This is a genomic window from Kordia sp. E (assembly GCF_056033805.1).
The window spans coordinates 508,702-532,463 of sequence record NZ_JBRASR010000002.1 but is presented as its reverse complement, the minus strand read 5'-3'; the positions used below and the strand labels follow the sequence as shown (position 1 = coordinate 532,463).

At 31.1% G+C, this 23,762-nt stretch carries 27 protein-coding genes; 11 read left to right on the top strand and 16 right to left on the bottom strand.

Going from position 1 to position 23,762, the window contains the following annotated elements; translation table 11 throughout:
• Window positions 1-204: 204 nt before the first annotated feature.
• The 4 genes from ACUUYC_RS05400 to metG form a co-directional block, all read right to left on the bottom strand.
• A complete protein-coding gene (locus ACUUYC_RS05400; RefSeq protein ID WP_474264452.1) occupies window positions 205-705 on the bottom strand; it encodes a hypothetical protein in 501 nt (166 codons plus the stop codon).
• Window positions 706-780: 75 nt separating this feature from the next.
• Window positions 781-1,296, bottom strand: coding sequence for a ferritin (locus ACUUYC_RS05395; RefSeq protein WP_474264451.1), 516 nt, complete (start codon window positions 1,294-1,296; stop codon window positions 781-783).
• A gap of 102 nt (window positions 1,297-1,398) precedes the next feature.
• Complete coding sequence (locus ACUUYC_RS05390) at window positions 1,399-2,031, bottom strand: class I SAM-dependent methyltransferase (RefSeq protein WP_474264450.1); 633 nt, start codon at window positions 2,029-2,031, stop codon at window positions 1,399-1,401.
• Window positions 2,031-4,079 (bottom strand): methionine--tRNA ligase, encoded by a 2,049-nt coding sequence (metG, locus tag ACUUYC_RS05385; RefSeq protein WP_474266353.1) that lies wholly within the window; start codon window positions 4,077-4,079, stop codon window positions 2,031-2,033. The genes ACUUYC_RS05390 and metG overlap by 1 nt, the downstream gene beginning before the upstream one ends.
• Before the next feature lie 224 nt (window positions 4,080-4,303).
• Here metG and ACUUYC_RS05380 point away from each other — a divergent pair, with 224 nt between their 5' ends.
• Window positions 4,304-5,194 (top strand): S66 peptidase family protein, encoded by an 891-nt coding sequence (locus ACUUYC_RS05380; RefSeq protein ID WP_474264449.1) that lies wholly within the window; start codon window positions 4,304-4,306, stop codon window positions 5,192-5,194.
• On the opposite strand, the gene ACUUYC_RS05375 is transcribed toward ACUUYC_RS05380, so the two are convergent.
• On the bottom strand, window positions 5,191-5,979 hold the full coding sequence (locus ACUUYC_RS05375) for a class I SAM-dependent methyltransferase (RefSeq protein WP_474264448.1): 789 nt from the start codon (window positions 5,977-5,979) through the stop codon (window positions 5,191-5,193). The two genes, ACUUYC_RS05380 and ACUUYC_RS05375, sit on opposite strands and share 4 nt — an antisense overlap.
• Before the next feature lie 160 nt (window positions 5,980-6,139).
• Here ACUUYC_RS05375 and ACUUYC_RS05370 point away from each other — a divergent pair, with 160 nt between their 5' ends.
• Together ACUUYC_RS05370 and ACUUYC_RS05365 are read left to right on the top strand one after the other, a co-directional pair.
• On the top strand, window positions 6,140-6,499 hold the full coding sequence (locus ACUUYC_RS05370) for a YraN family protein (RefSeq protein ID WP_474264447.1): 360 nt from the start codon (window positions 6,140-6,142) through the stop codon (window positions 6,497-6,499).
• Between the two features lie 84 nt (window positions 6,500-6,583).
• Window positions 6,584-7,243 (top strand): aspartate kinase, encoded by a 660-nt coding sequence (locus ACUUYC_RS05365; RefSeq protein ID WP_474264446.1) that lies wholly within the window; start codon window positions 6,584-6,586, stop codon window positions 7,241-7,243.
• Between the two features lie 727 nt (window positions 7,244-7,970).
• Here the strand turns inward: ACUUYC_RS05365 and ACUUYC_RS05360 are convergent.
• The 6 genes from ACUUYC_RS05360 to ACUUYC_RS05335 all read right to left on the bottom strand — a co-directional run bounded on the left by ACUUYC_RS05360 (window position 7,971) and on the right by ACUUYC_RS05335 (window position 9,783).
• Window positions 7,971-8,183: a hypothetical protein gene (locus ACUUYC_RS05360; protein ID WP_474264445.1), complete on the bottom strand. Its 213-nt coding sequence runs from the start codon at window positions 8,181-8,183 to the stop codon at window positions 7,971-7,973.
• 14 nt (window positions 8,184-8,197) lie between these two features.
• On the bottom strand, window positions 8,198-8,350 hold the full coding sequence (locus ACUUYC_RS05355; RefSeq protein WP_474264444.1) for a hypothetical protein: 153 nt from the start codon (window positions 8,348-8,350) through the stop codon (window positions 8,198-8,200).
• 34 nt (window positions 8,351-8,384) lie between these two features.
• Window positions 8,385-8,663 carry a hypothetical protein gene (locus ACUUYC_RS05350; RefSeq protein WP_474264443.1) on the bottom strand — a complete coding sequence of 93 codons (279 nt, stop codon included), beginning with the start codon at window positions 8,661-8,663 and terminating at the stop codon, window positions 8,385-8,387.
• Window positions 8,664-8,970: 307 nt separating this feature from the next.
• Entirely contained in the window at window positions 8,971-9,129 is a 159-nt protein-coding gene (locus ACUUYC_RS05345) for a hypothetical protein (protein ID WP_474264442.1), read from the bottom strand.
• Between the two features lie 213 nt (window positions 9,130-9,342).
• A complete protein-coding gene (locus ACUUYC_RS05340; protein WP_474264441.1) occupies window positions 9,343-9,522 on the bottom strand; it encodes a hypothetical protein in 180 nt (59 codons plus the stop codon).
• 18 nt (window positions 9,523-9,540) lie between these two features.
• Window positions 9,541-9,783 (bottom strand): hypothetical protein, encoded by a 243-nt coding sequence (locus ACUUYC_RS05335; protein WP_474264440.1) that lies wholly within the window; start codon window positions 9,781-9,783, stop codon window positions 9,541-9,543.
• Between the two features lie 199 nt (window positions 9,784-9,982).
• Between ACUUYC_RS05335 and ACUUYC_RS05330 the strand changes: the two genes are divergently transcribed.
• The 7 genes from ACUUYC_RS05330 (at window position 9,983) to ACUUYC_RS05300 (ending at window position 15,445) form a co-directional block, all read left to right on the top strand.
• Window positions 9,983-11,662, top strand: coding sequence for a helix-turn-helix domain-containing protein (locus ACUUYC_RS05330; RefSeq protein WP_474264439.1), 1,680 nt, complete (start codon window positions 9,983-9,985; stop codon window positions 11,660-11,662).
• A gap of 94 nt (window positions 11,663-11,756) precedes the next feature.
• Window positions 11,757-12,005: a hypothetical protein gene (locus ACUUYC_RS05325; RefSeq protein ID WP_474264438.1), complete on the top strand. Its 249-nt coding sequence runs from the start codon at window positions 11,757-11,759 to the stop codon at window positions 12,003-12,005.
• An 18-nt stretch (window positions 12,006-12,023) separates the two neighbouring features.
• Entirely contained in the window at window positions 12,024-12,284 is a 261-nt protein-coding gene (locus tag ACUUYC_RS05320) for a hypothetical protein (RefSeq protein ID WP_474264437.1), read from the top strand.
• 35 nt (window positions 12,285-12,319) lie between these two features.
• Window positions 12,320-12,568 carry a hypothetical protein gene (locus ACUUYC_RS05315; RefSeq protein WP_474264436.1) on the top strand — a complete coding sequence of 83 codons (249 nt, stop codon included), beginning with the start codon at window positions 12,320-12,322 and terminating at the stop codon, window positions 12,566-12,568.
• A gap of 382 nt (window positions 12,569-12,950) precedes the next feature.
• Window positions 12,951-14,639: a helix-turn-helix domain-containing protein gene (locus ACUUYC_RS05310; protein ID WP_474264435.1), complete on the top strand. Its 1,689-nt coding sequence runs from the start codon at window positions 12,951-12,953 to the stop codon at window positions 14,637-14,639.
• A gap of 124 nt (window positions 14,640-14,763) precedes the next feature.
• Window positions 14,764-14,997, top strand: coding sequence for a hypothetical protein (locus ACUUYC_RS05305; RefSeq protein WP_474264434.1), 234 nt, complete (start codon window positions 14,764-14,766; stop codon window positions 14,995-14,997).
• A 283-nt stretch (window positions 14,998-15,280) separates the two neighbouring features.
• Window positions 15,281-15,445: a hypothetical protein gene (locus tag ACUUYC_RS05300; protein ID WP_474264433.1), complete on the top strand. Its 165-nt coding sequence runs from the start codon at window positions 15,281-15,283 to the stop codon at window positions 15,443-15,445.
• Window positions 15,446-15,522: 77 nt separating this feature from the next.
• Here the strand turns inward: ACUUYC_RS05300 and ACUUYC_RS05295 are convergent, their stop codons facing one another.
• Complete coding sequence (locus ACUUYC_RS05295) at window positions 15,523-16,851, bottom strand: thioredoxin-like domain-containing protein (protein ID WP_474264432.1); 1,329 nt, start codon at window positions 16,849-16,851, stop codon at window positions 15,523-15,525.
• Between the two features lie 53 nt (window positions 16,852-16,904).
• Complete coding sequence (mfd, locus tag ACUUYC_RS05290; protein WP_474264431.1) at window positions 16,905-20,246, bottom strand: transcription-repair coupling factor; 3,342 nt, start codon at window positions 20,244-20,246, stop codon at window positions 16,905-16,907.
• A gap of 121 nt (window positions 20,247-20,367) precedes the next feature.
• On the opposite strand from mfd, the gene ACUUYC_RS05285 reads away from it, so the two are divergent.
• Window positions 20,368-20,799: a tellurite resistance TerB family protein gene (locus ACUUYC_RS05285; RefSeq protein WP_474264430.1), complete on the top strand. Its 432-nt coding sequence runs from the start codon at window positions 20,368-20,370 to the stop codon at window positions 20,797-20,799.
• 88 nt (window positions 20,800-20,887) lie between these two features.
• Here the strand turns inward: ACUUYC_RS05285 and ACUUYC_RS05280 are convergent, their stop codons facing one another.
• From ACUUYC_RS05280 to ACUUYC_RS05270, 3 genes are read right to left on the bottom strand one after another with little or no spacing between them, the layout of a single operon-like run.
• A complete protein-coding gene (locus ACUUYC_RS05280; protein WP_474264429.1) occupies window positions 20,888-22,420 on the bottom strand; it encodes an ATP-binding response regulator in 1,533 nt (510 codons plus the stop codon).
• A gap of 5 nt (window positions 22,421-22,425) precedes the next feature.
• Entirely contained in the window at window positions 22,426-22,917 is a 492-nt protein-coding gene (locus tag ACUUYC_RS05275; RefSeq protein ID WP_474264428.1) for a Rab family GTPase, read from the bottom strand.
• On the bottom strand, window positions 22,904-23,737 hold the full coding sequence (locus ACUUYC_RS05270) for a cell envelope biogenesis protein OmpA (protein ID WP_474264427.1): 834 nt from the start codon (window positions 23,735-23,737) through the stop codon (window positions 22,904-22,906). Before ACUUYC_RS05270 ends, ACUUYC_RS05275 begins: the two co-directional genes overlap by 14 nt.
• Between the last annotated feature and the right edge of the window lie 25 nt (window positions 23,738-23,762).

The following is a 23,762-nucleotide window of genomic DNA, read 5'->3' as shown; positions in this document are numbered from 1 at the left end:
TTGTTGCGGAATCTACTTGTGTTCTTGATGGATTCCTGCCTTCACAGGAATGACAATTGAAACTACTGTTTTTAAAATAATAATTTGTCATTCTGGACTTGATTCAGAATCTCATCTTATTTTCTTATGATTATGTGAAACCGAATCAAGTTCGGTTTGACGAAGTTCTAAAACGTATTTTATGTCTGTTGTAGAAGTGTAACTTCAAATGTTTTTTTTATACCTTGATGTAGTTTGCTTTTTTCCGATTATTGTTTTCTCTATAAAGTTTGGTATTGCATCATATTCATAATCCCAACTTGAAAAAACTAACTTTTCTAATTGCTCAAGTTCATGTTGAGATTCTGAGTTTGGTAATTTTTCTAATATCACTCTACAAGCTGAAAACCCAATTATTGTAGGATTAGTATCAGTTACTAACCCTTCTGCATTATCAATAATTACTTTTAATCCGTTCTTTTTATTTATTTTGAGATGAGCATATTCAATTCCTTTACGAATTCCTTCTTTCCAAACTTCGAATCCTTTCTTAGGAATTGAAATTATTTGACCTTGACTGAAATTTGGAATATTTTCATCAGAAAATCGTTCTTCAATTTCTAGCATGTTTGTTTCGGTTAGTTCTATGCTCAAACTAACTTTTCCAAAATGAAGGAGTCTGTTTTTAACTTTTTTAATGGTATTCTCTGATTGAATTTTTGTCATTCTTAAATTATTTATTGCAAATAAAAAAAGCGATTGAGTGACCAATCGCTTTTATATTTTATAAGTAATATATTTTTATACTGCTGGACCTGTAGAAGGTTGTACAGTAATTGCTTGTACATCTCTATCGAACAAGTACAGTCCACCTTTATCATCACCAATTAAGTTGATTTTGTCTAAAATTGTACGCGCTAATGCTTCTTCTTCAATTTGTTCTGCAACATACCATTGTAAGAAGTTGTGCGTTGCATAGTCTTGTTCTTGCAAACTGATATGAACTAAATCGTTGATGCTTTTTGAAACCTTTACTTCATGAGCAAATAATTCTTCAAACATTTCTTTTAATGAACCATATTCTACTGGCGGTTTTGCTAATTCTGAAACAATAGCATGTCCTCCGCGTTCGTTTACATATTTTACAAATTTCAACATGTGTTGGCGCTCTTCATCTGAATGCATATACATAAATGAAGAAACACCTTCAAAACCTTGTGTTTCTGCAAAACTTGCCATTGCTAAATATACTTGTGAAGATTCGGCTTCTATTTTGATTTGCGCATTTAACGCATCTTGCATTTGCTTTGATAACATAGCTTTTCTTTTTTTTCGGTTATGTAAAAATACGCATTACAAGCGAGTTTTACTTATACACACTATAATTTTAATTTATTCTAACTAAAGGAATATTGATGTTTAATTTTTTTGAAATAGTGTAAATATATATGGACGTTCTCCTCCAAATGGATTGATATACGTATGATTGAAATGTTCACGTAATGTAAAGTCAGAACCCAATTGTTCAGAAAGCATTTCAGCGTTATACTTATATAAAGGCAATCCACTACATTTTTCAGCGCCATCTAAAGCAAAAACAGCAATTAACACATATCCTTTTGAGCGAACAGTTTTTCTAACTAAGTCAAAATAGGCTTTTTGTTCTTTTTCAGTTAAGAAAAAATGTAAAACAGCTCTATCAATCCATACATCAATATTTGAAAGTTGATTCAGTTTAGTTGGAGCCGTTAAATCATCAACAATACATTCTAAATTGTATGTATACTTTTCAGAAATACGTTGCTGTAGTTTTTGCATGGCAACTTCACTTATATCAGAAGCTAACAAATTTGAATACCCTTTTTCTAAAAGTACATCAATAAGTGTTGTTGTTCCTGCGCCAACATTTAAAATCTTAGCATCTTTCGGAAGTGTTGCTTTTGCAATTAGTTCTAATGTCGTTTCAGGATTAGATTCAAACCAACCTAACTGCGCATCATCTTTAGACTCATAAACGGTGTTCCAATGATTTTCAGGATTAGATGAACTCATTAATTAATTGTTTCTCCGTTTTTAACATTTTCTTCATCAGGATTTACAAATACCAATTTGCCTTCAGGCGTTTCGGTCATTAAAATCATTCCTTGACTTTCTACTTTCGCAATTACTCTCGGTGCTAAGTTGATGAGAACGGTTACTTTTTTTCCAATTACTTCTTCTGGTGTAAAGCTTTCTGCAATTCCAGAAACAATAGTTCGTTTGTCTAAACCTGTATCAACAATAAGTTTCAATAGTTTTTTCGTTTTACGAACTTTCTCAGCTTCTATAATAGTTCCGACACGTAAATCTAACTTTGTAAAATCGTCAAAAGTAGCTTCTTCTTTTTGTGGAACTACTTCTTTATTAGCCGCTTCGTTTGCTTTCTTTGTTGCTTCTAGCTTGTCTAATTGTGCTTGAATTTCCTTGTCGTCAATCTTTGCGAATAACAATTCACCTGGATTGATTTTATGTCCTGTTGGAATTAATACTTCTTTTGTTGAAATATCATTCCATCCTAAGTCAGCATCAAGGTTTAAAATGTTTTTTAATTTGTTTGATGTAAATGGTAAAAACGGTTCAGATAATACAGCAATTGCCGAAGCAATTTGTAATGCAACATACATAATACCTTTTACTGCTTCAGGATCTTCTTTGATTTTTTTCCAAGGTTCATTTGCTTGCAAGAATTGATTTCCTAGTCGAGCTAAATTCATTAATTCCTGACTTGCTTCTCTAAAACGGTAACGTTCTATAGAACTTGAAATGATTGCTGGAAAATGCTTTACTTGCGTCAATTCTTCATATTCGCCAGTATATTCAGGAATGATTCCGTCATAATATTTATGTGTCAAAACGACAACACGATTGATAAAGTTACCTAAAATGGCAACTAATTCGCTATTGTTTCTTGTTTGAAAATCTTTCCAAGTAAAATCGTTGTCTTTACTTTCGGGTGCATTCGCGGTCAACGCATAACGCAATACATCTTCTTTTCCTGGGAAATCTTCTAAATATTCGTGTAACCAAACTGCCCAGTTTTTAGATGTTGATAATTTGTTTCCTTCTAAGTTTAAGAATTCGTTTGCAGGCACATTGTCTGGTAAAATATAATCGCCATGTGCTTTTAACATAGATGGGAAAATGATACAGTGAAACACAATATTATCTTTTCCTATAAAGTGAACCAACTTTGTGTCTTTATCTTTCCAGTATGGTTCCCAATCTTTTCCTTCGCGTTCAGCCCATTCTTTCGTTGCCGAAATGTAACCGATTGGCGCATCAAACCAAACATATAATACTTTTCCTTCTGCACCTTCAACCGGAACAGGAATTCCCCAATCTAAATCGCGTGTTACGGCACGAGGTTTTAAACCATCATCTACCCACGATTTTACTTGTCCGTATACATTTGGTTTCCAGTCTTTTTTGTGACCTTCCACAATCCATTCCGTTAAGAAGTCGCTATATTTATCTAAAGGTAAAAACCAGTGTTTTGTTTGCTTTAATGTTGGAACATTTCCAGTAATTGCCGATTTTGGATTAATAAGTTCAGTTCCACTTAACGAACTTCCACAATTTTCACATTGATCACCATACGCTTCTTCGTAGTTACATTTTGGACATGTTCCTACCACAAAACGATCTGCTAAAAACTGATCAGCTTCTGCATCATATAGTTGTTCGGTAACTTCTTCAATAAACTCACCATCTTTGTATAACTTCTTAAAAAAGTCAGAAGCAGTTTCATGATGAATTTCCGCTGAAGTTCTAGAATAGTTATCAAACGAAATTCCGAAGTCTTTAAATGACTTTTTGATAATTCCGTGATATTTATCTATGATATCTTGCGGAGATACACCTTCTTTTTTAGCACGCATTGGAATGGCAACACCATGTTCGTCACTTCCACACATAAAAGCAACATCATTACCAGTTAATCGCAAGTAGCGCGCATAAATATCAGCAGGAACATACACACCAGCCAAATGTCCAATATGAATAGGTCCATTGGTGTAAGGCAAAGCAGCAGTAATTGTATATCGTTTCGGATTTTGAGTCATTTCGTTTTGTTTCAATTCAATAAAATTAGATTTTCAATTGAAAATCGTCTAATTAACGTGCAAAAATAAGGATTCCTATGTGATTTTTGTATTGAAAATGAAATGAAATCGTATTAATTGAAGGTGCAAAAGTCACAAAAACGAGTTTTTTTGCAGATCGTCTAAAAAAGAATTTAGTTTTGATTGAAAAAAGGAATCTGTATATTTTCTCATACTTTTAGTATATGAACCAACCGAAAACACTACATAAAGGAGCAACTGTCGGCATTTTATCGACAGCACGGAAGATTTCCATTACGGAAATAGAAGCTGCTATTGAGCTATTGCACAGTTGGGATTTAAAAGTTGTTCTAGGAACAACTATTGATCTTGAAAAAAACCAGTTTGCTGGTGATGATATGACGCGAGCCTTAAATTTTCAACAGTTTTTAGATGATGATCATATTGATGCTATTTGGTGCGCACGCGGCGGCTATGGAACGATTCGTATGATTGATCAACTTGATTTTTCACGATTTATACAAAAGCCAAAATGGATTATTGGCTATTCTGATGTGACTGTACTACATTGCAAAGGACAACAGTTAAATTTCGAAACGTTGCATGCGACCATGCCAATTAATGTTGCAAAGAATTCGCCCGAATCAATTAAAAGTTTGCAGAATGTATTATTCGGCGAAAGCCTAAACTATACAATTCCAAGTACTGCTGCAAATAAAAAAGGAAATGCAAAAGGCCAATTAATTGGAGGGAATTTGAGTATGTTGTATAGTATGACTGGCTCAGATTTGAACCTTAACACAAGTGGAAAAATTCTATTTTTAGAAGATTTAGATGAATATTTGTATCATATTGATCGCATGTTGATGAACCTAAAACATAATGGTTGTTTTGATGGTTTGGCTGGATTAATTATTGGTGGAATGACTGATATGCATGATAACACAATTCCGTTTGGAAAGGATGTACATGAAATTATTTTAGATATTACTTCGGAATATGATTTTCCAATTTGTTTTAATTTTCCAGCAGGACATATAGATGATAATCGTGCAATGATTTTTGGAAAAGAAGTTACATTAGAAGTTGGCACAGAAGTAAAATTGACGTTTTAATTTTCTTTCTGACCCAAAATAAAAAGATAATCACCATCACGGTTTTCATAATTGTGTATGATGGTATTGATTGCTCCAGAATTAATGTCTTTTTCTAGTTGTTCGAGTCCTTTTTGAACTTCTTCCTGATTGGCTAAGTGTGAAAAAGAAGAAATTCCGTTTCTAATAGTTGCCTCTAAATAGAGCTTAGGGTTTTCTTTTCCAACATATAGAAATTGATCTTGTAAGTTGGGTTGAATATTGTACTTTTCTGTATAAATATTTTTAAATCCAGCTAATTGCATCGCATTTGAAATTTGTTCCAATGATGGCATTTGCTTGATGGAATCTTCTAACATTTTTGGAAAGTAGTGATTCAACCAATATCCTTGCATTTGTATTGGCGTTGACGTAAAAAACACCAAGTTTGAATATGGTTTTAGGATACGGTATAATTCTGAAAATCCTTTTTCTAAACTATCCCAATGATGTAATGTTAAACTTCCAATAGCGCCTTCAATACTAGCATCTTCTAATGGAATATTTTCTGCTTTTCCTTGTTTCCAAGTAATGTTTGGATGTGCTTTTTTAGCACTCGTTAACATTTTTTCAGAAGGATCAATACCTATAAATTGAATGTCTTTTTGATGCAGTTTTGCGGTGTAATTTCCTGTGCCACAACCAATATCTAAATACACGCCTTCTTTAATTGGATTTAAATGATAGTGAAGTCTGTCTAGTATATAAGGATCAGCTTTTCGAGTGTTGTTGTATCCGTTTCCAATATGATCGTATTTTGCATTCATATCGTATAGTTTTTAGTTAGCTTAAAGATAGTAGCAATTAGAAATGAAATCGATTGTTTTTTATCATAAAAATTAATAGCGGTATGTGTTTTTTTTGATGTAAACTATTGATTAACAAGAATAAGATACGTATTTTATTCGAAATTAAATAGAACCATATATGGCAACACATAATGATTTAGGAAATGAAGGAGAACAGTTGGCTGTCAATTATTTACAAAAGAATGGCTATGAAATTTTAGAGCGGAATTATCGTTTTCAGAAAGCGGAAGTTGACATTATTGCACAGAAGGAGAATATATTGGCAGTTGTAGAGGTAAAAACGAGGACTTCAGCCGATTTTGGCAATCCGGAAGACTTTGTAAAGCCCAAACAAATAAAATTATTGGTGAAGGCTGTTGATGAGTATGTTGTTTCTAATGATTTGGATATTGAAGTAAGATTTGATATTATCGCAATATTACATGACAAAAATAATGTCACAATAAAACACATGGAAGATGCATTTTATCATTTTTGAAATTTACTGTTATAATTATAACAATTTGTTTTGAAACTTCTTTTTATGTTTGTATTTTCGCAGTCTACTAAAATTATAGACTTAATGAAAACCATTTCCTCAATTGTAGAAGAGTACATAAAAACTAAGCCATTTTTATCAAGTGCTTTATCACAAGGTATTATCAATTTGACATCTTTATCACGATTAATTAAACCGGAGATTGAGCATCAATTAGGGAAAGAAGTCAAAAACGGAGCTATAGTAATGGCTCTAAAACGATTGTCATCCGAATTGGAATTTAGAGTAACGCATCGTGTGTTGAAATTTGTCCGTAATATTGGAGAAATCACAGTCCGATCATCTTTAAATGATTATACCTTTAAAGTTTCTGAAACACTTTTAAAAAATCAGGCAGCTTTTATGTCAGAAATTGAAGGGTTGAATACTGTTTTTTATACTTCTTCTCGTGGTGTTAATGAGTCTAATATTGTAGTAAGTAGTGAAGTTGCAGCATTAGTAGGAACAGCTTTTAAGCATGAAATTCTTCTAGAAAAGCAAGAGAATTTATCTTCTATTACCGTTAAATTGCCAAAAGATAATGTGAATGTACCTGGTATTTATTATTTCATTTTTCAACGTTTATCTTGGGAAGGTGTAAATATTTACGAGGTAATTTCTACAACAAATGAGTTTACTATTTTAGTAAATGATGAACAAGTAGATAAGGCATTTACCGTAATTAAAAACCTGAAATCACTGTAGCATTATATATTGAAATTTCTGCGCGTATTTCTCCTCAATTCTTAAAAACAGGTGTTTCTACGCTATTAAGGTTGAATATAAATTCGGTTATTTGTTTTGTAAATAGATAACATTTGAGTAAATTTAGATATTAAGTTGAATATTGTTCGTGATAGAACAAATTCAATAAGTAGTATTACTTGATTATTTATTTCCGTATAGCGTTACCCCCTAACGACCACTTTTTTGCAGATTCTGTGAAGAATCGATTATAGACAAATAATTGCATTTTAATTTTTACACATTTTTGTAAGTATGATAGACTGTACATAAAAACGGCTATCACATTTATTTAAAAACTGAAGTGAAAAACAATATATCTATTACAAAATTTTATGTTTTGTATAGCATAAAGACTTGCGTGGAAGATTTGTGATTTCTGTTTAGTTGATACGATAAATTGAAAGGGTATTTTTCTTTTTAGAGAAATTAATTTATCAGATCCTGAAATTTAAAACTCCAAAGCGTAATTTAGTTTTACGAGAAATCCCGCTCAGCAATGAGCGGGATTTTATATATATAGAAACTCAATTTTGAGTTTTTTGTGTAAATTTTTGATTTACACCTTTTCAAGATTTCGATAGAATTCATTTTTGATGAAACGTTTTTAACGAAAAAAAGCGGGCTTCTTTTTAGAAGCCCACTCTAACTAACAGTAATCTAAAAATATTTATTTGTACATTGTTTATTACCTACAATGATTAATAATTGAACCGCAACCTAAATTGAAATTAGAACCGCAATTGCAATCTGTGTGTGGTAATGATGGTGGACATCCATCTGTTATTCCAATTGGATCAGAGACAGATCCATTACCTGGAGCTCTTCCTCCAAATACATTATTCAAATTTGAAACATTGTTTTTGTTCAAACGCAAACTGTTTACTTTTCTTTTTTTCATGATATATAGTTAAATTATAAGCAATAACAATGAGAAGCATCACATCTAGTAATCCAACTTGCGCCACATCTGTATGTTCTTCCACCTTTTACATCAGAAGTATCAGTATTAATGTTTGAAATTGATTTTTTATTCAATTTTAGGTTTTTAAGATTTCGTTTTTTCATAATATTTGTGTTTAAGGTTTAATTTATTTTGATATTAACAAGGACTTGCCAAATTAGAAGTACCACCTGGATCTACGCAACCGCATGTATCTTGTAATTGTGTACCACAATTATTTGAACAGTTAGCAGAATGACCGCTACCGCCACCAGTACCTGTATTACAAGCAACGTTGTTTATGGAACATGTATCTGTTGCAGGTGCTTCACAGATTCTTACAGACTCATATCTGTCTCCTCCGCGGATAGTTAAAGAATTGAAATTTGAGATTGACTTTTTGTTAAGTCTTAAACTTTTGATTTTTTGTTTTTTCATGATACTTGTTTTTAAAATGTTAACAATCTAAAGTGCAATCTATAAATGTTGTACAAATATGATTTGGAGCAGTTATATCACAATGCAAACAATTTGTTTGTTCAGATGGACTACAATTATTGCACTCAGTTTCAAAATGTGATTTCGTCGGCCTACCGCCTGAAACGTTTTCGAAATTTGAAATCAAACTTTTGTTCAACTTTAAATTTTTGATGTTTTGTTTTTTCATAATTAATAAAGTTTTTGAATTAATTTTTTAGTAGAAAAGTGAATAAGAACTCACGGTGTAAAGTGTTACTAATAAATATTAGACTTCATGACAAATCTGACAATTTCTACCTAAGGTCCCATTGGCTTCACAGGTTTGATTTACTGTACGGCCACCTTTTACTTTTTGGTAATCCTCTTCAAATGAGGAAATTGATTTTTTGTTTAATACTAAACTTTTTAAATTTCGTTTTTTCATAATCGTAAGTTTTAAATATTAGTAATTGTAAATGAAGAGTTTATACAGTTCTTCTGGGCTTACATTCGTAGTTAGCACAACCTTGAGAAGTGCATCTGTTGGTAGCACCACCAATTATACTGTTCTGCTTATTTAGTTCGGCAATAGTGAATTTCTTAAGATTGATTTTTTTAAATGATGTTTTTGTTTTTTTCATAATTATAGATATTTAAATTAGCAACTTGCATCATAGCTTACCTTAGTACAACCTGCAAGACAATGCGTAAGTTGAGAAGGACTACATGTACATTCTGTTTGGCGAAATGATAATGGTGGTCTACCACCTAAAACTTCTTTTAGACTTGAAATTGATTTTTTGTTGAGCTTTAAGCTTTTTGCATTTTGTTTTTTCATAATATGAGTTTTAAATTATTAGCAATTACAAGAGCCCCAATTGCATACTGTAGCATCAGTATTAGCTTGGCAATTCACGGTATCATGAACGGTACATCCAATACAGTTAGATTCTATAAAACATGATGCATCTGATTGAACTACTGGTCCTTCACATTCTTGATTAAAGTGTGATTTAGGAGGTCTTCCTCCCATAATTGGATTAAAGTCAGCGACTTTCTTCTTGTTTAATCGTAAGCTTTTTACATTTCGCTTTTTCATATGTATAAGGTTTGATTAATAATTTTGTAATGTGATCACAGTAGCAAAACAATGACTAATTTTGATGCTAGTCAATTGAAGGTCAATACAATTCCTTGAATTTCACCCTTAATTCACGGAATTGTCATAAAACTTGCACTGTAGATAAAAATAAACATGCCCCTTTTCAGTTATATTTGCCATAAACACAACAATTTATATGAATAAGTATTTACTGTTTTTCTGTTTCTTGTTATATGGGATGCTATGTCAGTCGCAAAAAAATGATGCATTGTTTGATGAATACAAAGCATTGAAAAAAGTGGTGGTGAAAAAAGAAGTAACTTCTGAAACAGCAGAAACACTTATTCGTAATTATTTACATAAAGCACAAAAAAGTGAACGAAAGGAGTTGATAGGAAGAGCTTATTACTTACTTAGTTTCAAGAATACGGAATTAGAAAAAAGAGTACTTTATATAGATAGTGTTCTTTTTTACACTGAAAATTTAAAAGGAGATTCCATATTTCCTATGAAAGCTTATTTTTATAAAGGAGTGCTTTTTAGTTTAAATAATGATTATACGAGTGCATTAGATAAATATATTTTAGCGGAAACTTTAGCGAAAACTAGTGGTAATATTAAGTCTCAATACGACATTAAGTTTAATATAGCTTTACTTAAAAGAAGATTAGGGAATTATGAAGAAGCTATAAAACTTTTTAAAGAATGTCAAGTATACGAAAAAGCCAAAGGAAAGGATATCAATATATCCCGATATCAAAATGTATTATTTCAACTTTCTTCTATTTATTATGAATCTGGGCAAGCAGCTAAATGTTCTGAAATAAACTCACAAGGTATTCAGGTGAAAATGAAGGATGAAAAATATGATTTATACAATAATTTTGTAGTGAATGAAGGTATCAGCTTACAGATAAAGGGACAGTACAAGGCTTCTATCGATAGCATAGAAAAAGGAGCTCCAAATTTAATAAGAGAGTCACATCGCGTAATTGCTCATTTCTATCTAGCAAAAAGTTATAATAGAATAGGAAAAAAAGAAAGAGCACTGTTTTACTTTAAAAAAGTAGATAGTTTTTTTAATAAAACGAATGACTTATTTCCACCGCTACGTACATCTTATGAATATTTGATTAAAAATGCTAAGAAAGAAAAAAATAAAGAGCAACAATTATATTACACGACTCAGTTGTTAAAAGTGGATAGTATAATTCATGCTGATTATAAGTATTTGTCCAATACAATTATAAGGAAGTATGATATTCCAGAGTTAATTGAGAGTAGAAATACTTTAATAGAAGAATTAAGAAACGATAAGAAGCAAATTATTTTTGGAAGTATACTGGTTGTGTTATTCATAATTGCGTTAGTGATTTTGTATTACTATAGATTGAAAAAAGAATATCAGAAGCGCTATGATGACATTATAAAACAATCAAATATAAGTATAGAAGAAACTATTGTAGCTAAAGATGCAGAGTTGCAGCCTGTAATTAAGGATATTGACACAGGTATAGTACAAGAAGTTTTAGAAGAATTAGATATTTTTGAAAAAGAAAACCATTATCTCACCAATCAAATTTCATTAAAAGACGTCGCAAAAATTGTAAATACAAACTCAAAATACTTATCAAAAATTATCAATTCGTACAAAGAAAAAAACTTTGCAACTTACATCAATGATTTACGAGTTGATTATTTAATTGATCGAATGCAACATGATCCTCTATATCAAAAATATACCATTCGTGCTATTGCTGAAGAAGGTGGTTTCTCAAACCCTGAAGGTTTTTTAAGAGCATTTCAAAAAAAGACAGGATTAAAACCTTCGTATTTCATCAAAAAGATTAGAGAAAGTAAAGAAAATAAACAATAATTCGCGGAATTATAGTCTGTATATTGAGCTTTTAACTTTTTTTAACACCTGAAAAATTTAGTTTTGAGAACATTAATTCTCTAAAATCAATAGTATGAAAAAACGTAAAAAAGTATTAATTCTTAAAAAGATTAAGATTTCTAATATGAACTTTATTAAAGGTGGAGGAGATACAGACAGTCCAGCAACTGGAATAAATGTTTGTCAAAGTGAAGTTGATTGTCCACCACCAAATGAAGCTAGTACTCCTGGAAATCTATGTAGTGATGCCTGTGTTTATAGTGACATTTGCTTTACAAATCAACCAGATACTCGAACTATTTTCATGTCAGAACATTGTTAATTAAAAATTATTTATAATATGAAACGAAGAAAAAAAACTCTAAAGCTCAAAAAGATTAAGATTTCTAATATGAACTTTATTAAAGGTGGAGATAATACAGGTAGTCCTGCAACTGGAATAAATGTTTGTCATAGTGGAGTTGATTGTCCACCACCACCACCAAATGAGGCTAGTACTCCTGGAAATTTATGTAGCGATGGTTGTTACGTCTCCGCTGTGAAACCTTACCAGAATTCAGCAGGTGAAAATGAATGTTACTTGGGGTATTGTTTACATTAACAAATTAAAACTTAGTTAAGTTAAAAAATAAATACATGATGAAAAGAAATAAAAAAATATTGAAGTTTAATAAAGTTAAAATAGCAAATGTAAACTTTATTAAAGGTGGAGGAGATGATGATGTTGTCTCAGCTAATACTCTTTGTGAAACGATAGGATTTGAACTTACATGTGAAAATCCACCAATACCAGCTTCAGATGCGGGTAATGATTGTAGTGATTTTTGTTTTGGAAGCCGTCCAGGTAACTCAGTTAATCAAGATAAATGCTTTAGAAGCTTCTAAAAAATTATAGTTAGTGTTGCATAACTTTATAAAAGAGGGAATAATTTATTAATTATAGTATTCTCTCTTTTATAAAACTGAGTACAATTATTTCCATTCGCAATATCATATTCAATTGTATACTTTACAAAAAGCAAGGTATGAATATCAGCAGAATTCCTGTTTTTGTTTTCTCATAGATTGTTGATTTTAATATAGTTATAGATAGCTCCTTTTCAATAGAATATCAAAATAACAAGTAAATTTAATGCCAGTCAACAGAAGCCATGTACAATTTATAGAATCAGTACTATAATTCGGTGAATTGTGGTATAATTTGGAATTAAAATACATAAATCAGCCTTCTTTTCAATTATATTTGTTCAAATCCAAGACAGTTTTTATGAAGAATTTTCTATTGTTATTAAGTTTTTTATTTCTAGGAATGAACATGTTTGCACAAGAACAGCATCCCATGTTTGATGAATTTGAATTGTTGCGAAATGAATTTAAAATTAAAGAACTAAAACCTGAGCAAAGAAAAAAACGCGCAAAAGCATATTTAGAAAAAGCAAAAGAGACACATAATAAGGAACTTATAGGAAGAGGTTTTTATCTATTAGCAAGTAATAATCCAAATATTGAAGAAAAATTACAGTATTTAGATAGCACTATATTTTATACCAAACATATAAAAGGTGATGCTGTTTTTCCCGTGCAAGCTTTCATGAATAAAGGAGCTACATTATATCTCCAAAAAGATTTAAAAGGAACAATCAATAGTTTTATAGAGGCTGAGCGTTATGCGGAACAAAACGGCGATATAGAATTCCAATTTGCTATAAAATACAATATTGGGTATCTTAAACGACATATTGGAGACTATAAAGAAGCAGAAGCATTACTTCTTGAATGTAAAACATATGAAGAGAATATTGAAAGAAAAGATGATGCTAGCTACACTTCAATACTATATCAATTATCCTGTATTTATTTTGAAATGAGTAGGATAGAAGAAGGAAAGGCTATTAATGAAGAAGGTATTTATTGGTCAAAAAAACAAAAGAACGATCCTATGTATTATTCCTTTGTAATGAATGAAGGAATCAATTTAAATAAAAAAGGAGATTATGGAGCTTCCTTGGATAGTTTAGAAAAAGCGCTTCCGCATGTAATGAAAGTGAATGTCGCTTTTATGAACTACTATTTAGGAAATACCTATTACAACCTAGGACAAAAAGAAAAAGGATTGTATTATTTTAAAAAAAATGATTCAATTTTAAATACTACAAATGATCTATATCCATCATTAATTCCTGCTTATGAATATTTGATTAATGATAGCAAAGTCAAAAAAGACGAAAAAGCACAGTTATATTATACCAATCAATTATTGAAGGTTGATAGTATTACAGACAAAGACTATGGATATGTTTTAAAAACAATTGTAAAAAAATATGATATTCCTAAATATGTTGCCGAACGCGAAGAAATCATTATCAATTTAAAGAAGGAAAATGAGGTTATTTCGGAAGAAAAAAAATGGATTATTATCATAAGTTTATTGGTTTGCCTTTTAGCTTTAGGTGGATTACTATATTACTACCGCTTAAAAAAAGAATACAAGAAAAGATATGAGGCAATTATAAATACATCCAACTCAATTATAGAAGAACAAATTGAAATCAAAGAAGCAAAAGTACAGCCAGTTTCTATGGATATTGATGAGAAAATAGTTCAGCATATTTTGACGCAATTACACATATTTGAACAAGAAGAAACATATCTTACCAATCAAATTTCCTTAAAAGATGTTGCAAAAATTATAGATACAAACTCCAAGTATTTATCAAAAATTATAAACTCTCATAAGAATAAGAATTTTGCAAGCTACATTAACGATTTGCGAATTGACTATTTTATAAATCAAATTCAAAAGGACTCCAAGTATCGTAAATATACCATTCGGGCAATTGCTGAAGATATAGGATTTTCCAATCCTGAAGGGTTTTCAAGAGCCTTTCAAAAGAAAACAGGGTTAAAACCTTCTTATTTTATTCGAAAAGTTATAGAAGATCAAAAAAGTAACTGACGATTCACGGAATTATTGTATTTAATTACCTGTTTTAAAGGTTATTTAGAGGTTAGATTAGTAGTTTTAACCAAATTATTTATTAAATCGATATATTATGAAAATTAAAAAGAAATCCCTCAACTTGAAAAAGTTCAAAATTGCAAACCTTAATCAAAAATTTATTTATGGAGGTACTGTTGCAACTGTGATAACGTGTCCAGATTCACAACCACCTGTATGTTATTTGCATAGTGAGCCTATAATAACATGTACATCTCAAAGTCATTTAAAATCATTAGAGCGAGTAGGTTCTGAGTGTAAACCAGCAATTGTTGATTCGCATGAGCTAGCGCCTAGCCAAGGTTGTACTCCATAATTTTTTTGTAGTTACAGAATAGAATATCGAAATAGAGGAATTTTATATTCCTCTATTTTTTTATCATTATAAAGGTTATTATTTACGAGGTTTACATCAGTTAAAAAGAACTGATAATTCAAAGAATCATATATTTCGAAATATCTAGTTTCGAAACTCGAATTAAACAATTTTAAGAATACAAATACAAAAACTACAAAGATTGAATGTTAAAAAAATGTGATAGACAGTATGAAGTTTTCCAAAAAATAATAACTTGAAGTATTAACTTTAAAACTATTTTATGAGAACACAGAAAAAGAAAACATTCAATCTAAAAAAAATGAATATTGCAAGACTATCTAACGCTTATGCTATAGAAATTAAAGGAGGAACACGTACATATCCTAAATCGGATCCTAGAAATCCATGTGATCCAGATTTAAATACATTTGGTAATGATTGTTAGAAATATAATAAACACAAATAAAAAAGGCTTGTAACTAATTTAAGTTACAAGCCTTTTTTATTTTTTATAAAATGCACTTATTCTTCTTCTTGGAAAAACTCTTCTAATTCTTTTACACCATATGGTTTTCCAATAATACGTTTGTCTTTGTCTAATACGAAAAATGTAGGAGTTGAACTTACATCATAGGTATTTCCGATTTCATTGTCCCACTTGTCCAATCCTAAAATGTGAATGAAGTTTGGGTAAAATGATGTTTCATTTGCCCAACTTGCGCGTTCATCTTCCAAACCAATGGCAATAACTTCAAATTTGCCTTTTTCCTTACTTTCCACAAAGGCTTTCAGCTTTGGAAACTCTTTCAAACAATGTGAACACGTGCTACTCCAAAAAACGATAATATAGTTTTCTGCGCCTTCTAGTTCACTCAACTTCTGTGTTTCATTATCTTTTACCCATGTAATTTCTGGAGCAATTTCACCAAAAGCCAAACGTTTATGCGTTTCTAATCTTTTAACTAATTCAACATCTTTCTCTTGTTTTGCTAACGGAATTAAATAAGTGTCGGCGACATAAATTGCAATCGCATCATTTTCCAACACAACCATTTGTTCCCAAAGCACATTAAACAATGTTTTTTGATACTCAGTAGAAACAGTTGCGATCTTTTTTGAAACAACTTCAATATTCTTTTTATACGCTTCCGTTAATTCATCTCCTGTATATTCTTTCAAAGGCAATGCTGTAAACACATAATTTGAAACCTTATCTGCAATAAAATCTGAATTCTGCAATTGTGGATTTGAAAAATCAACATGATCAAAGTAATGTACTCTAATATTATCAACCATTTCAGCAGGTTCTTCATATTTCATTGGAATATATGCGCGACTTGCTTTTATAAAGTCATAAGCTATCGTTCCTTCGGCTTCTTTTTCGAAAATACCTTGTGTGTCTTCTAATGTTTTAAAAATCGTTAAAAACGCTTCCTTGTTCGTTTGTCCGCTTTGGTAATACTGATTAATTTCTCTTTTAATCAAATTCACACTTGAAAAATAAGAGGTGTTCAATTTATTTTCTTTAGAAATGGTAAAATCTGAACCTTCTTCATTAAAAACAAATGTAATATCTTCTGCTCCGCTATAAATAAAATCGAAATTCTCAGATTCTTGCGGCATTCCATATACCAAGCGATACATACCTTTTGATGCATCGACTTTAAACGTATAATTCATCTTTCCATCAACAATTTTTCCATTATCAATATATTCTTGATGAGTCGTTTTTAGCTTATACAGAATAAACCATTTATAATCTTCCACAGGTGAAAAAGTTCCTGAAATGCTTTTCTGCGCTTGCGAAAGCATCGGAATCATACACAGTATAAAAAGTAATCTTCTAATCATATTCTTAATGTTTTAATCACAATTGTTACTACCCAATAATTGAGCCAAACCAATTAAATTGCTATTTGTAATACATGCAATGCTTTTTTTACAGACGTAATTCGCTCAAAAGTAAGCAATAAACGCAATCCATTTCGAGTTTGTTTTTCTTTCATTTTACAAATGGAAGGATTTTGTTGTACAAACTGTAATACTTTAGTAAAGTTAGGACTTTGGTAGAAATCTGATTGTTGATCAGAAATAAAATAACCAACCAATTTTCCTTTTTTCATAATAATTTTTTCCAAGCCTAATTTCGTAGCAATCCATTTCATACGAACCGAGTTTAATAAGGAAATTGCGGGTTCTGGTAATGGTCCAAATCTGTCAATCAATTCATTTTCAAAAACCTGCAATTCTTCTTCAGTTTTTAATGTACTCAGTTTATTATACAAAGCCAAGCGTTCTGTAACAGTATTTATGTACGCATCTGGAAACAGCAATTCAAAATCTGTATCAATTTGTGTTTCTTTCAGATATACCTTTTCTTTCTTGCTTTCTTGATCTTCGTATAATTCTTTAAACTCGTTTTCCTTGAGTTCTTCTATGGTTTCGTTTAATATTTTTTGATACGTTTCAAATCCAATTTCATTGATAAATCCACTTTGTTCTCCACCTAATAAATCTCCTGCACCACGAATTTCCAAATCTTTCATGGCAATATTAAATCCGCTTCCTAAGGTAGAAAATTGTACCAATGCATTAATTCGTTTTCGTGCATCTTGTGTCATTACAGAATCTGGCGGTGTTATAAAATAACAAAATGCTTTCTTATTACTTCGTCCAACACGTCCGCGCATTTGGTGTAAATCACTCAATCCGAAATTATTAGCGTTATTGATGAAAATAGTATTTGCATTCGGAACATCCAAACCACTTTCAATAATTGTTGTGGATACAAGCACATCAAATTCACCATTCATAAAAGCTAGCATGAGTTTTTCGAGCTTCTTTCCGTCCATTTGCCCATGCCCAATTCCAATCTTTGCATCAGGAACTAAACGCTGAATCATTCCTGCAACTTCTTTAATATTTTCAATTCTATTGTGAATAAAAAATACTTGTCCGCCACGTTGAATTTCATAACTCACCGCATCACGGATGGTTTCTTCTTGAAAACGAATCACGTTTGTTTCAATCGGATAACGGTTTGGCGGCGGCGTATTAATGACTGACAAATCACGTGCAGCCATCAAGCTAAATTGCAAGGTTCTCGGAATTGGAGTTGCAGTTAATGTAAGTGTATCTACGTTTTCTTTAATGGTTTTCAACTTATCTTTTACAGCAACGCCAAATTTTTGCTCTTCATCAATAATTAATAAACCAAGATCCTTAAATTTCACTGCTTTATTCACCAATTGATGTGTTCCAATAATAATATCAACACTACCATTTTCAAGTCCTTTGATAGCTTCATTTCGTTGTTTAGTACTTCTAAAACGATTCAAATAATCAACGGTAATTGGCATATCTTCTAAACGTTCAGTAAACGTTTTAAAATGTTGAAACGCTAAAATAGTTGTTGGTACTAAAATAGCAACTTGTTTGCCATTGTCAACTGCTTTAAACGCAGCTCTAATAGCAACTTCTGTTTTTCCAAAACCAACATCTCCACAAACCAATCTGTCCATTGGACGTTCGCTTTCCATGTCTGCTTTTACATCTTGTGTTGCTGTAAACTGGTCTGGTGTATCTTCATAAATAAAAGAAGCTTCCAGCTCGTGTTGCAAATGTGTATCGGGTCCGTACTGGATTCCTTTTTTCATGCGTCGCTTTGCGTACAATTCAATTAAATTATATGCAATATGCTTTACGCGTGCTTTGGTTTTTTGCTTTAGTTTTTTCCAAGCGCCAGAACCTAACTTGTATATTTTTGGTGGTTTTCCATCTTTTCCGTTAAACTTTGTAATCTTGTGTAATGAATGAATGCTGAGGTACAAAACATCGCGTTCACCATAAATTAATTTAATGGCTTCTTGCTTTTTCCCTTCAACATCTATTTTCTTTAAACCGCCAAATTTTCCAATTCCATGATCGATATGTGTTACATAATCGCCAACTTCTAAATTGGTCAATTCTTTTAGTGTAATGGCTTGCTTTTTAGCATATCCATTCTTTAAATGAAACTTATGATAACGTTCAAATACTTGATGATCTGTATAACAAACTACTTTTTGATTGTGATCAATAAACCCTTGATAAAGTGGAAGTACAATGGTTTCATAATGTACTTTTTGTTCTACATCATCAAAAATATCATGAAAACGTTTTGCTTGTTGTTCACTTACACAAGTAATGTAATTGGTATATCCTTTTGCGTGGTTTTCGTCTAAATTTTCAATCAATAAGTCAAACTGACGATTGAATGAAGGTTGTGGCGTTGTGTGAAAAGCAATAAAAGTATCTGCTTTCAATAACGGATTTGCGGTCAATTCTACAATAGTATAGTCTAAAAATTGACGCTGTATTAATGCTGCTGTGCAGAATAATTCTTCCGGTGTATTGTGTTTAATTTCTTCCGATAATTCAGCGAAAGCGGTTTTGGCCTTTCCGAATAATTTATCAATTCGACCAAAAAGTAATTCTGTATTTTTTGCAAAAACAATCGTTTTTCCTGGAATGTATTTTAAAAAGCTTTCGCGAGATTCCTGCAAGGCTTTATTTTCAACATTTGGAATAATGCTGATCTTCTTTACTTTCTCTGTTGAAAGTTGCGTTTCTACATCAAACGTACGCATGCTATCCACTTCATCGCCAAAAAACTCTATTCTATATGGTTCGTCATTTGAAAATGAATATACATCTACAATTCCACCACGAACTGAAAACTCTCCTGGTTCTGTGACAAAATCTACTCGATTGAAGTTGTATTCAAACAAGGTTTCATTGACAAAATCGATTGATAATTTATCATTTAAAGAAATTTTGAGTGTATTTTTCTCTAACTCTTTTCGTGTTACCACTTTTTCAAACAACGCATCAGGATAGGTTACAATTAATGAAGGTTTCTTGCGTGAATTGATTCTGTTCAATACTTCCGCTCGTAACAATACATTGGCATTGTCGGTTTCTTCAATTTGATACGGTCTGCGATAGCTTCCTGGATAAAAAAGTACATCTTTATCATTCAGTAAATGTTCTAAGTCATTTAAGTAATACGCGGCTTCTTCTTTATCATTTAAGATAAACAAAAAAGGCATTTCACTTTGTTTAAAAACTTCGGAAACAACAAACGATAAACTCGATCCTGTAAGGTCTTTTACATGTACTTTTTCTTGATTTTTGGCAATAGCTTGCCCCAATTTCCTAAGTTCAGGAGATTGTGAAAAATGTTGCGAGATTTTAGATATACTCACGGATGAAAAAATTTAGACACAAATATACTATCCAAACAAGGATAATCCATAGAAAATGAACCTAAAATTTTGTTTAAAAAGAAGATAGATTATTTATATTTGCAGGACTAAAAATTAAGAAATGTCTATATCAGATTTATATTCAAGCGGATTTCGTGAAAGAAACCAAGATCATTTTGCAGCAATTGTTCGTATTGCTATGAGTGATGATGTTATTACAGATGAGGAAAAAGCATTTTTAGATAGAATGGCTAGAAATTTAGATATCTCTGAAAGTAATTACAAAGAAATTTTAAAAGATTACAGAACGCATCCTGTAAATCCACCAACAATGTACAACGAACGTTTAGATCGTTTGTTCGATTTAACGCGCATGGTATACGCAGATCATGAGTTGGGACCAAAGCAAACGGTTATTTTAGAGCGTTTGGGAATTGGATTAGGGTTTTCTCCAGAAAACGTTGCTTATGTAGTACACAAAGCATTAATGTTAGTGAGTAAAGGTGTAGATGCTGATGATTTTAAAGATGAAATCAAAAATATGAATCGTTAATATGAAACGATTTTGATATAAAGTAAAAAACCGAGCAAATTGCTCGGTTTTTTTATTTTTTGTCATTCCACACTTGATGCGGAATCTATTACTTCAAATGCTTGTAAATTTTCTTCAACAAGTTTATTTCATCAAATGGTTTTTCAATGATATCATTCATACCCATTTTTTTATAACGTTTCTTATCGTCATCGTATAAATTAGCAGTAATTGCCAAAATAGGAATGGTTTTGCAGTTTTGAACAGGAAGTGAACGAATCATTTTTGTCAATTCGTCTCCGTTAGTTCCTGGCATGCGAATGTCCATCAAAATTAGATCGTATTCGTTGTGAATTACACTTTCAATAACATCTTCACCATTACTAATAATATCTAAAAAGAAATGTCCTTCTTGTGCTAAAATTTTCAAAACAGCCATTTGCGCTAATTCTGAATCTTCTGCTAATAATATATTGTATTTCTTTTTTGATAAAGAATTTTTATGTTCAATATCAGATTTGTTTTCTAACGATGTATTTTCTTGATTGATTGGATATTTGAAATTGATATTTATTTTAAAAGTAGAACCTTCACCTTCTTTACTTTCTACAGAAACTTTTCCATCCATTAATTCGGACAATCCTTTGATGATAGTCAATCCAAGACCAGTGCCTGAATATTTTTGAGAACTATCTAATTGTGTAAAGCTATTAAATATAATATCGAGTTTTTCAGCAGGAATTCCAATTCCTGTATCTTTTACGCTAATATTTAGGTTTACCTTTCGAGCTCTTCGTTGATTTTCTTGTATTGAAAATGTTACTTTTCCTGTTGCTGTGAATTTGAAAGCATTTTCTAATAAGTTTTCAAAAATTTGCTTGATGCGCGTTTTGTCACCCTCAAAAAAACGTGGAATTTTTTCATCAAAATCTACTTCAAAGGCAATATTTTTTTGTTTTGCTCTTACGCTATACGTAAACTCTAACATTTCAATAAGCTCATGAAAATTGAATAGCTCTTCATCAATAGATAACTTTCCAACTTCAATTTTTGACATTTCTAAGATGTCACCAATCATATTTTTTAAATGATCTGCTGATGATTTTATTACCTCTACATAATCCTGTTGTTCTGTAGACATATCTGTTTTCTGTAATACAGAACAAAACGCAGTAACACCAGTTAATGGATTGCGCAATTCATGACTAAAGTTTGCAATGAAGGTATTTTTAAAGTCTTCTTTTTCTTTGAGATATTTGTTTTGAAGTTCTAAAACTTGTGAGTTGATTACAGATTCATTTCTGCTTTGTGCAACTTCTTGATAGTATTGATAATGATCAGAAAAATCGTGAATAATGACCAATGTAGTTTGCTCATTGGCAAATGTTTTAAATTCAATATCACAAGTAAATTCCTTCTTGTCTTTATTCTCTAAATGAACACATGTAAACTTAATATCGTTGTCTTCAGTAACATCAAAATAATTAGAAAGTCCTTCAAAAAAAGGGCTTACTGTACTAATTTCGTCTCCTTTTTTCAGTGAAAATAAAAAATTATCACTTTCCAATACTTTTCCTTCAACGTCAATAGTTATAAACTGTGTTCTAGGATGAAAATACTTTCCTCTGTACGTTTCTAGCATAGTAATTATTTCACAAGTTCTTTTGCCAATGTAGTAAATAAGTCATCTACTTTATCACCTGTTTTTGCACTGGTAAAAAAGTCAGGTTGTACACCAAAAGTGTTTTTGTTTTCTTTGAGATAAGTTTTAGTAACTAAGTCTGCTTTGTTTCCAACAATCTTTAGAGGTGTATTAGCATATTGATTTGTTAAATATTCGATATCGTCTTTTAAATTTTCAAACGTTGCAGGTCGTGTTACATCAAACACGTAAATAAATCCATGTGTCCCAAGTAAATACGATGCTCTTGTTTTTTTGATGTCGTCATACCCTTCTAAATCCCAAATAATAAGAGAAATAGTTTCGTCGGTTGAAATTTCAACTTCTTTTTTTAAGATGTGAACTCCAATAGTTACTTTATAATCAGAATTAAACGTGTTTTCGACAAATTGTCGAATCAACGAGGATTTTCCAACACCAAAGTGACCGAGTAAGATTATTTTTTTAGAGGCTTTCATTCGTACTAAAGTAGAATTCTAATTCGTTAGTAATATCTTTTTCCTTGATTTCACCCAAATCATCAAATAAATTTAGGAAGTTATCTGTAAAATTAAAGATTATATCTTGGATTTTGTTCTTAAAGATAAGATTATATTCTCCAGAAATAGCAACAGCAACGTAAAAAGATACAAAGCTTTGAATATGAATGTGATACAATTCGTACTCAATCAACTCTAAATTTTGACTTTTTTCATTAAAAGCGTCTTCAACAAAACTTTTAATAGCTGTTAACATTCCAGAAATCATATCCTTATCAATTGTTTCTGTCTTAGCATACTGACCAATAAGCATGCCTGAATTTTTTTCAATGACTAATACCTGTTCTACTTGTGAGATAGCAGATAGTTCACTCAGTAATAATTCTTCTTCTTTGACACCACCAAACCACGATTTAAACTTTCGTTTCCAACTGTTTGCCGAGAAACTATCTTCTAGTTGATTGTTGATGCGTTCAGTAAGCAAGCTAATTTCTTGCGAAATATACTTTTTAATCATTTTACCCATAATTGGATACAATGCTTCTACAACTTGATCTTTGGAATTTTTAATCTGTTCACCAAGAGTTTTTGTAATTGTTGGACCAAGAGTCTCAGGAATTTGTTCTATAAACTCTTCTAACTTCTCGTCAATAATAGGATTTACCTTGACAGAAAGCTTTTGTTGTTTGTGAATTAAATCTTCAAGTTGCTTGATTTTAGCGTGTATAGATTCCGTATACACACGATCATCCGTGAGTAATAAGTCTTTTAATAACGCTAATTTATCAGCTTCCGTCATAAATACACAATAAGATTTATGTTGG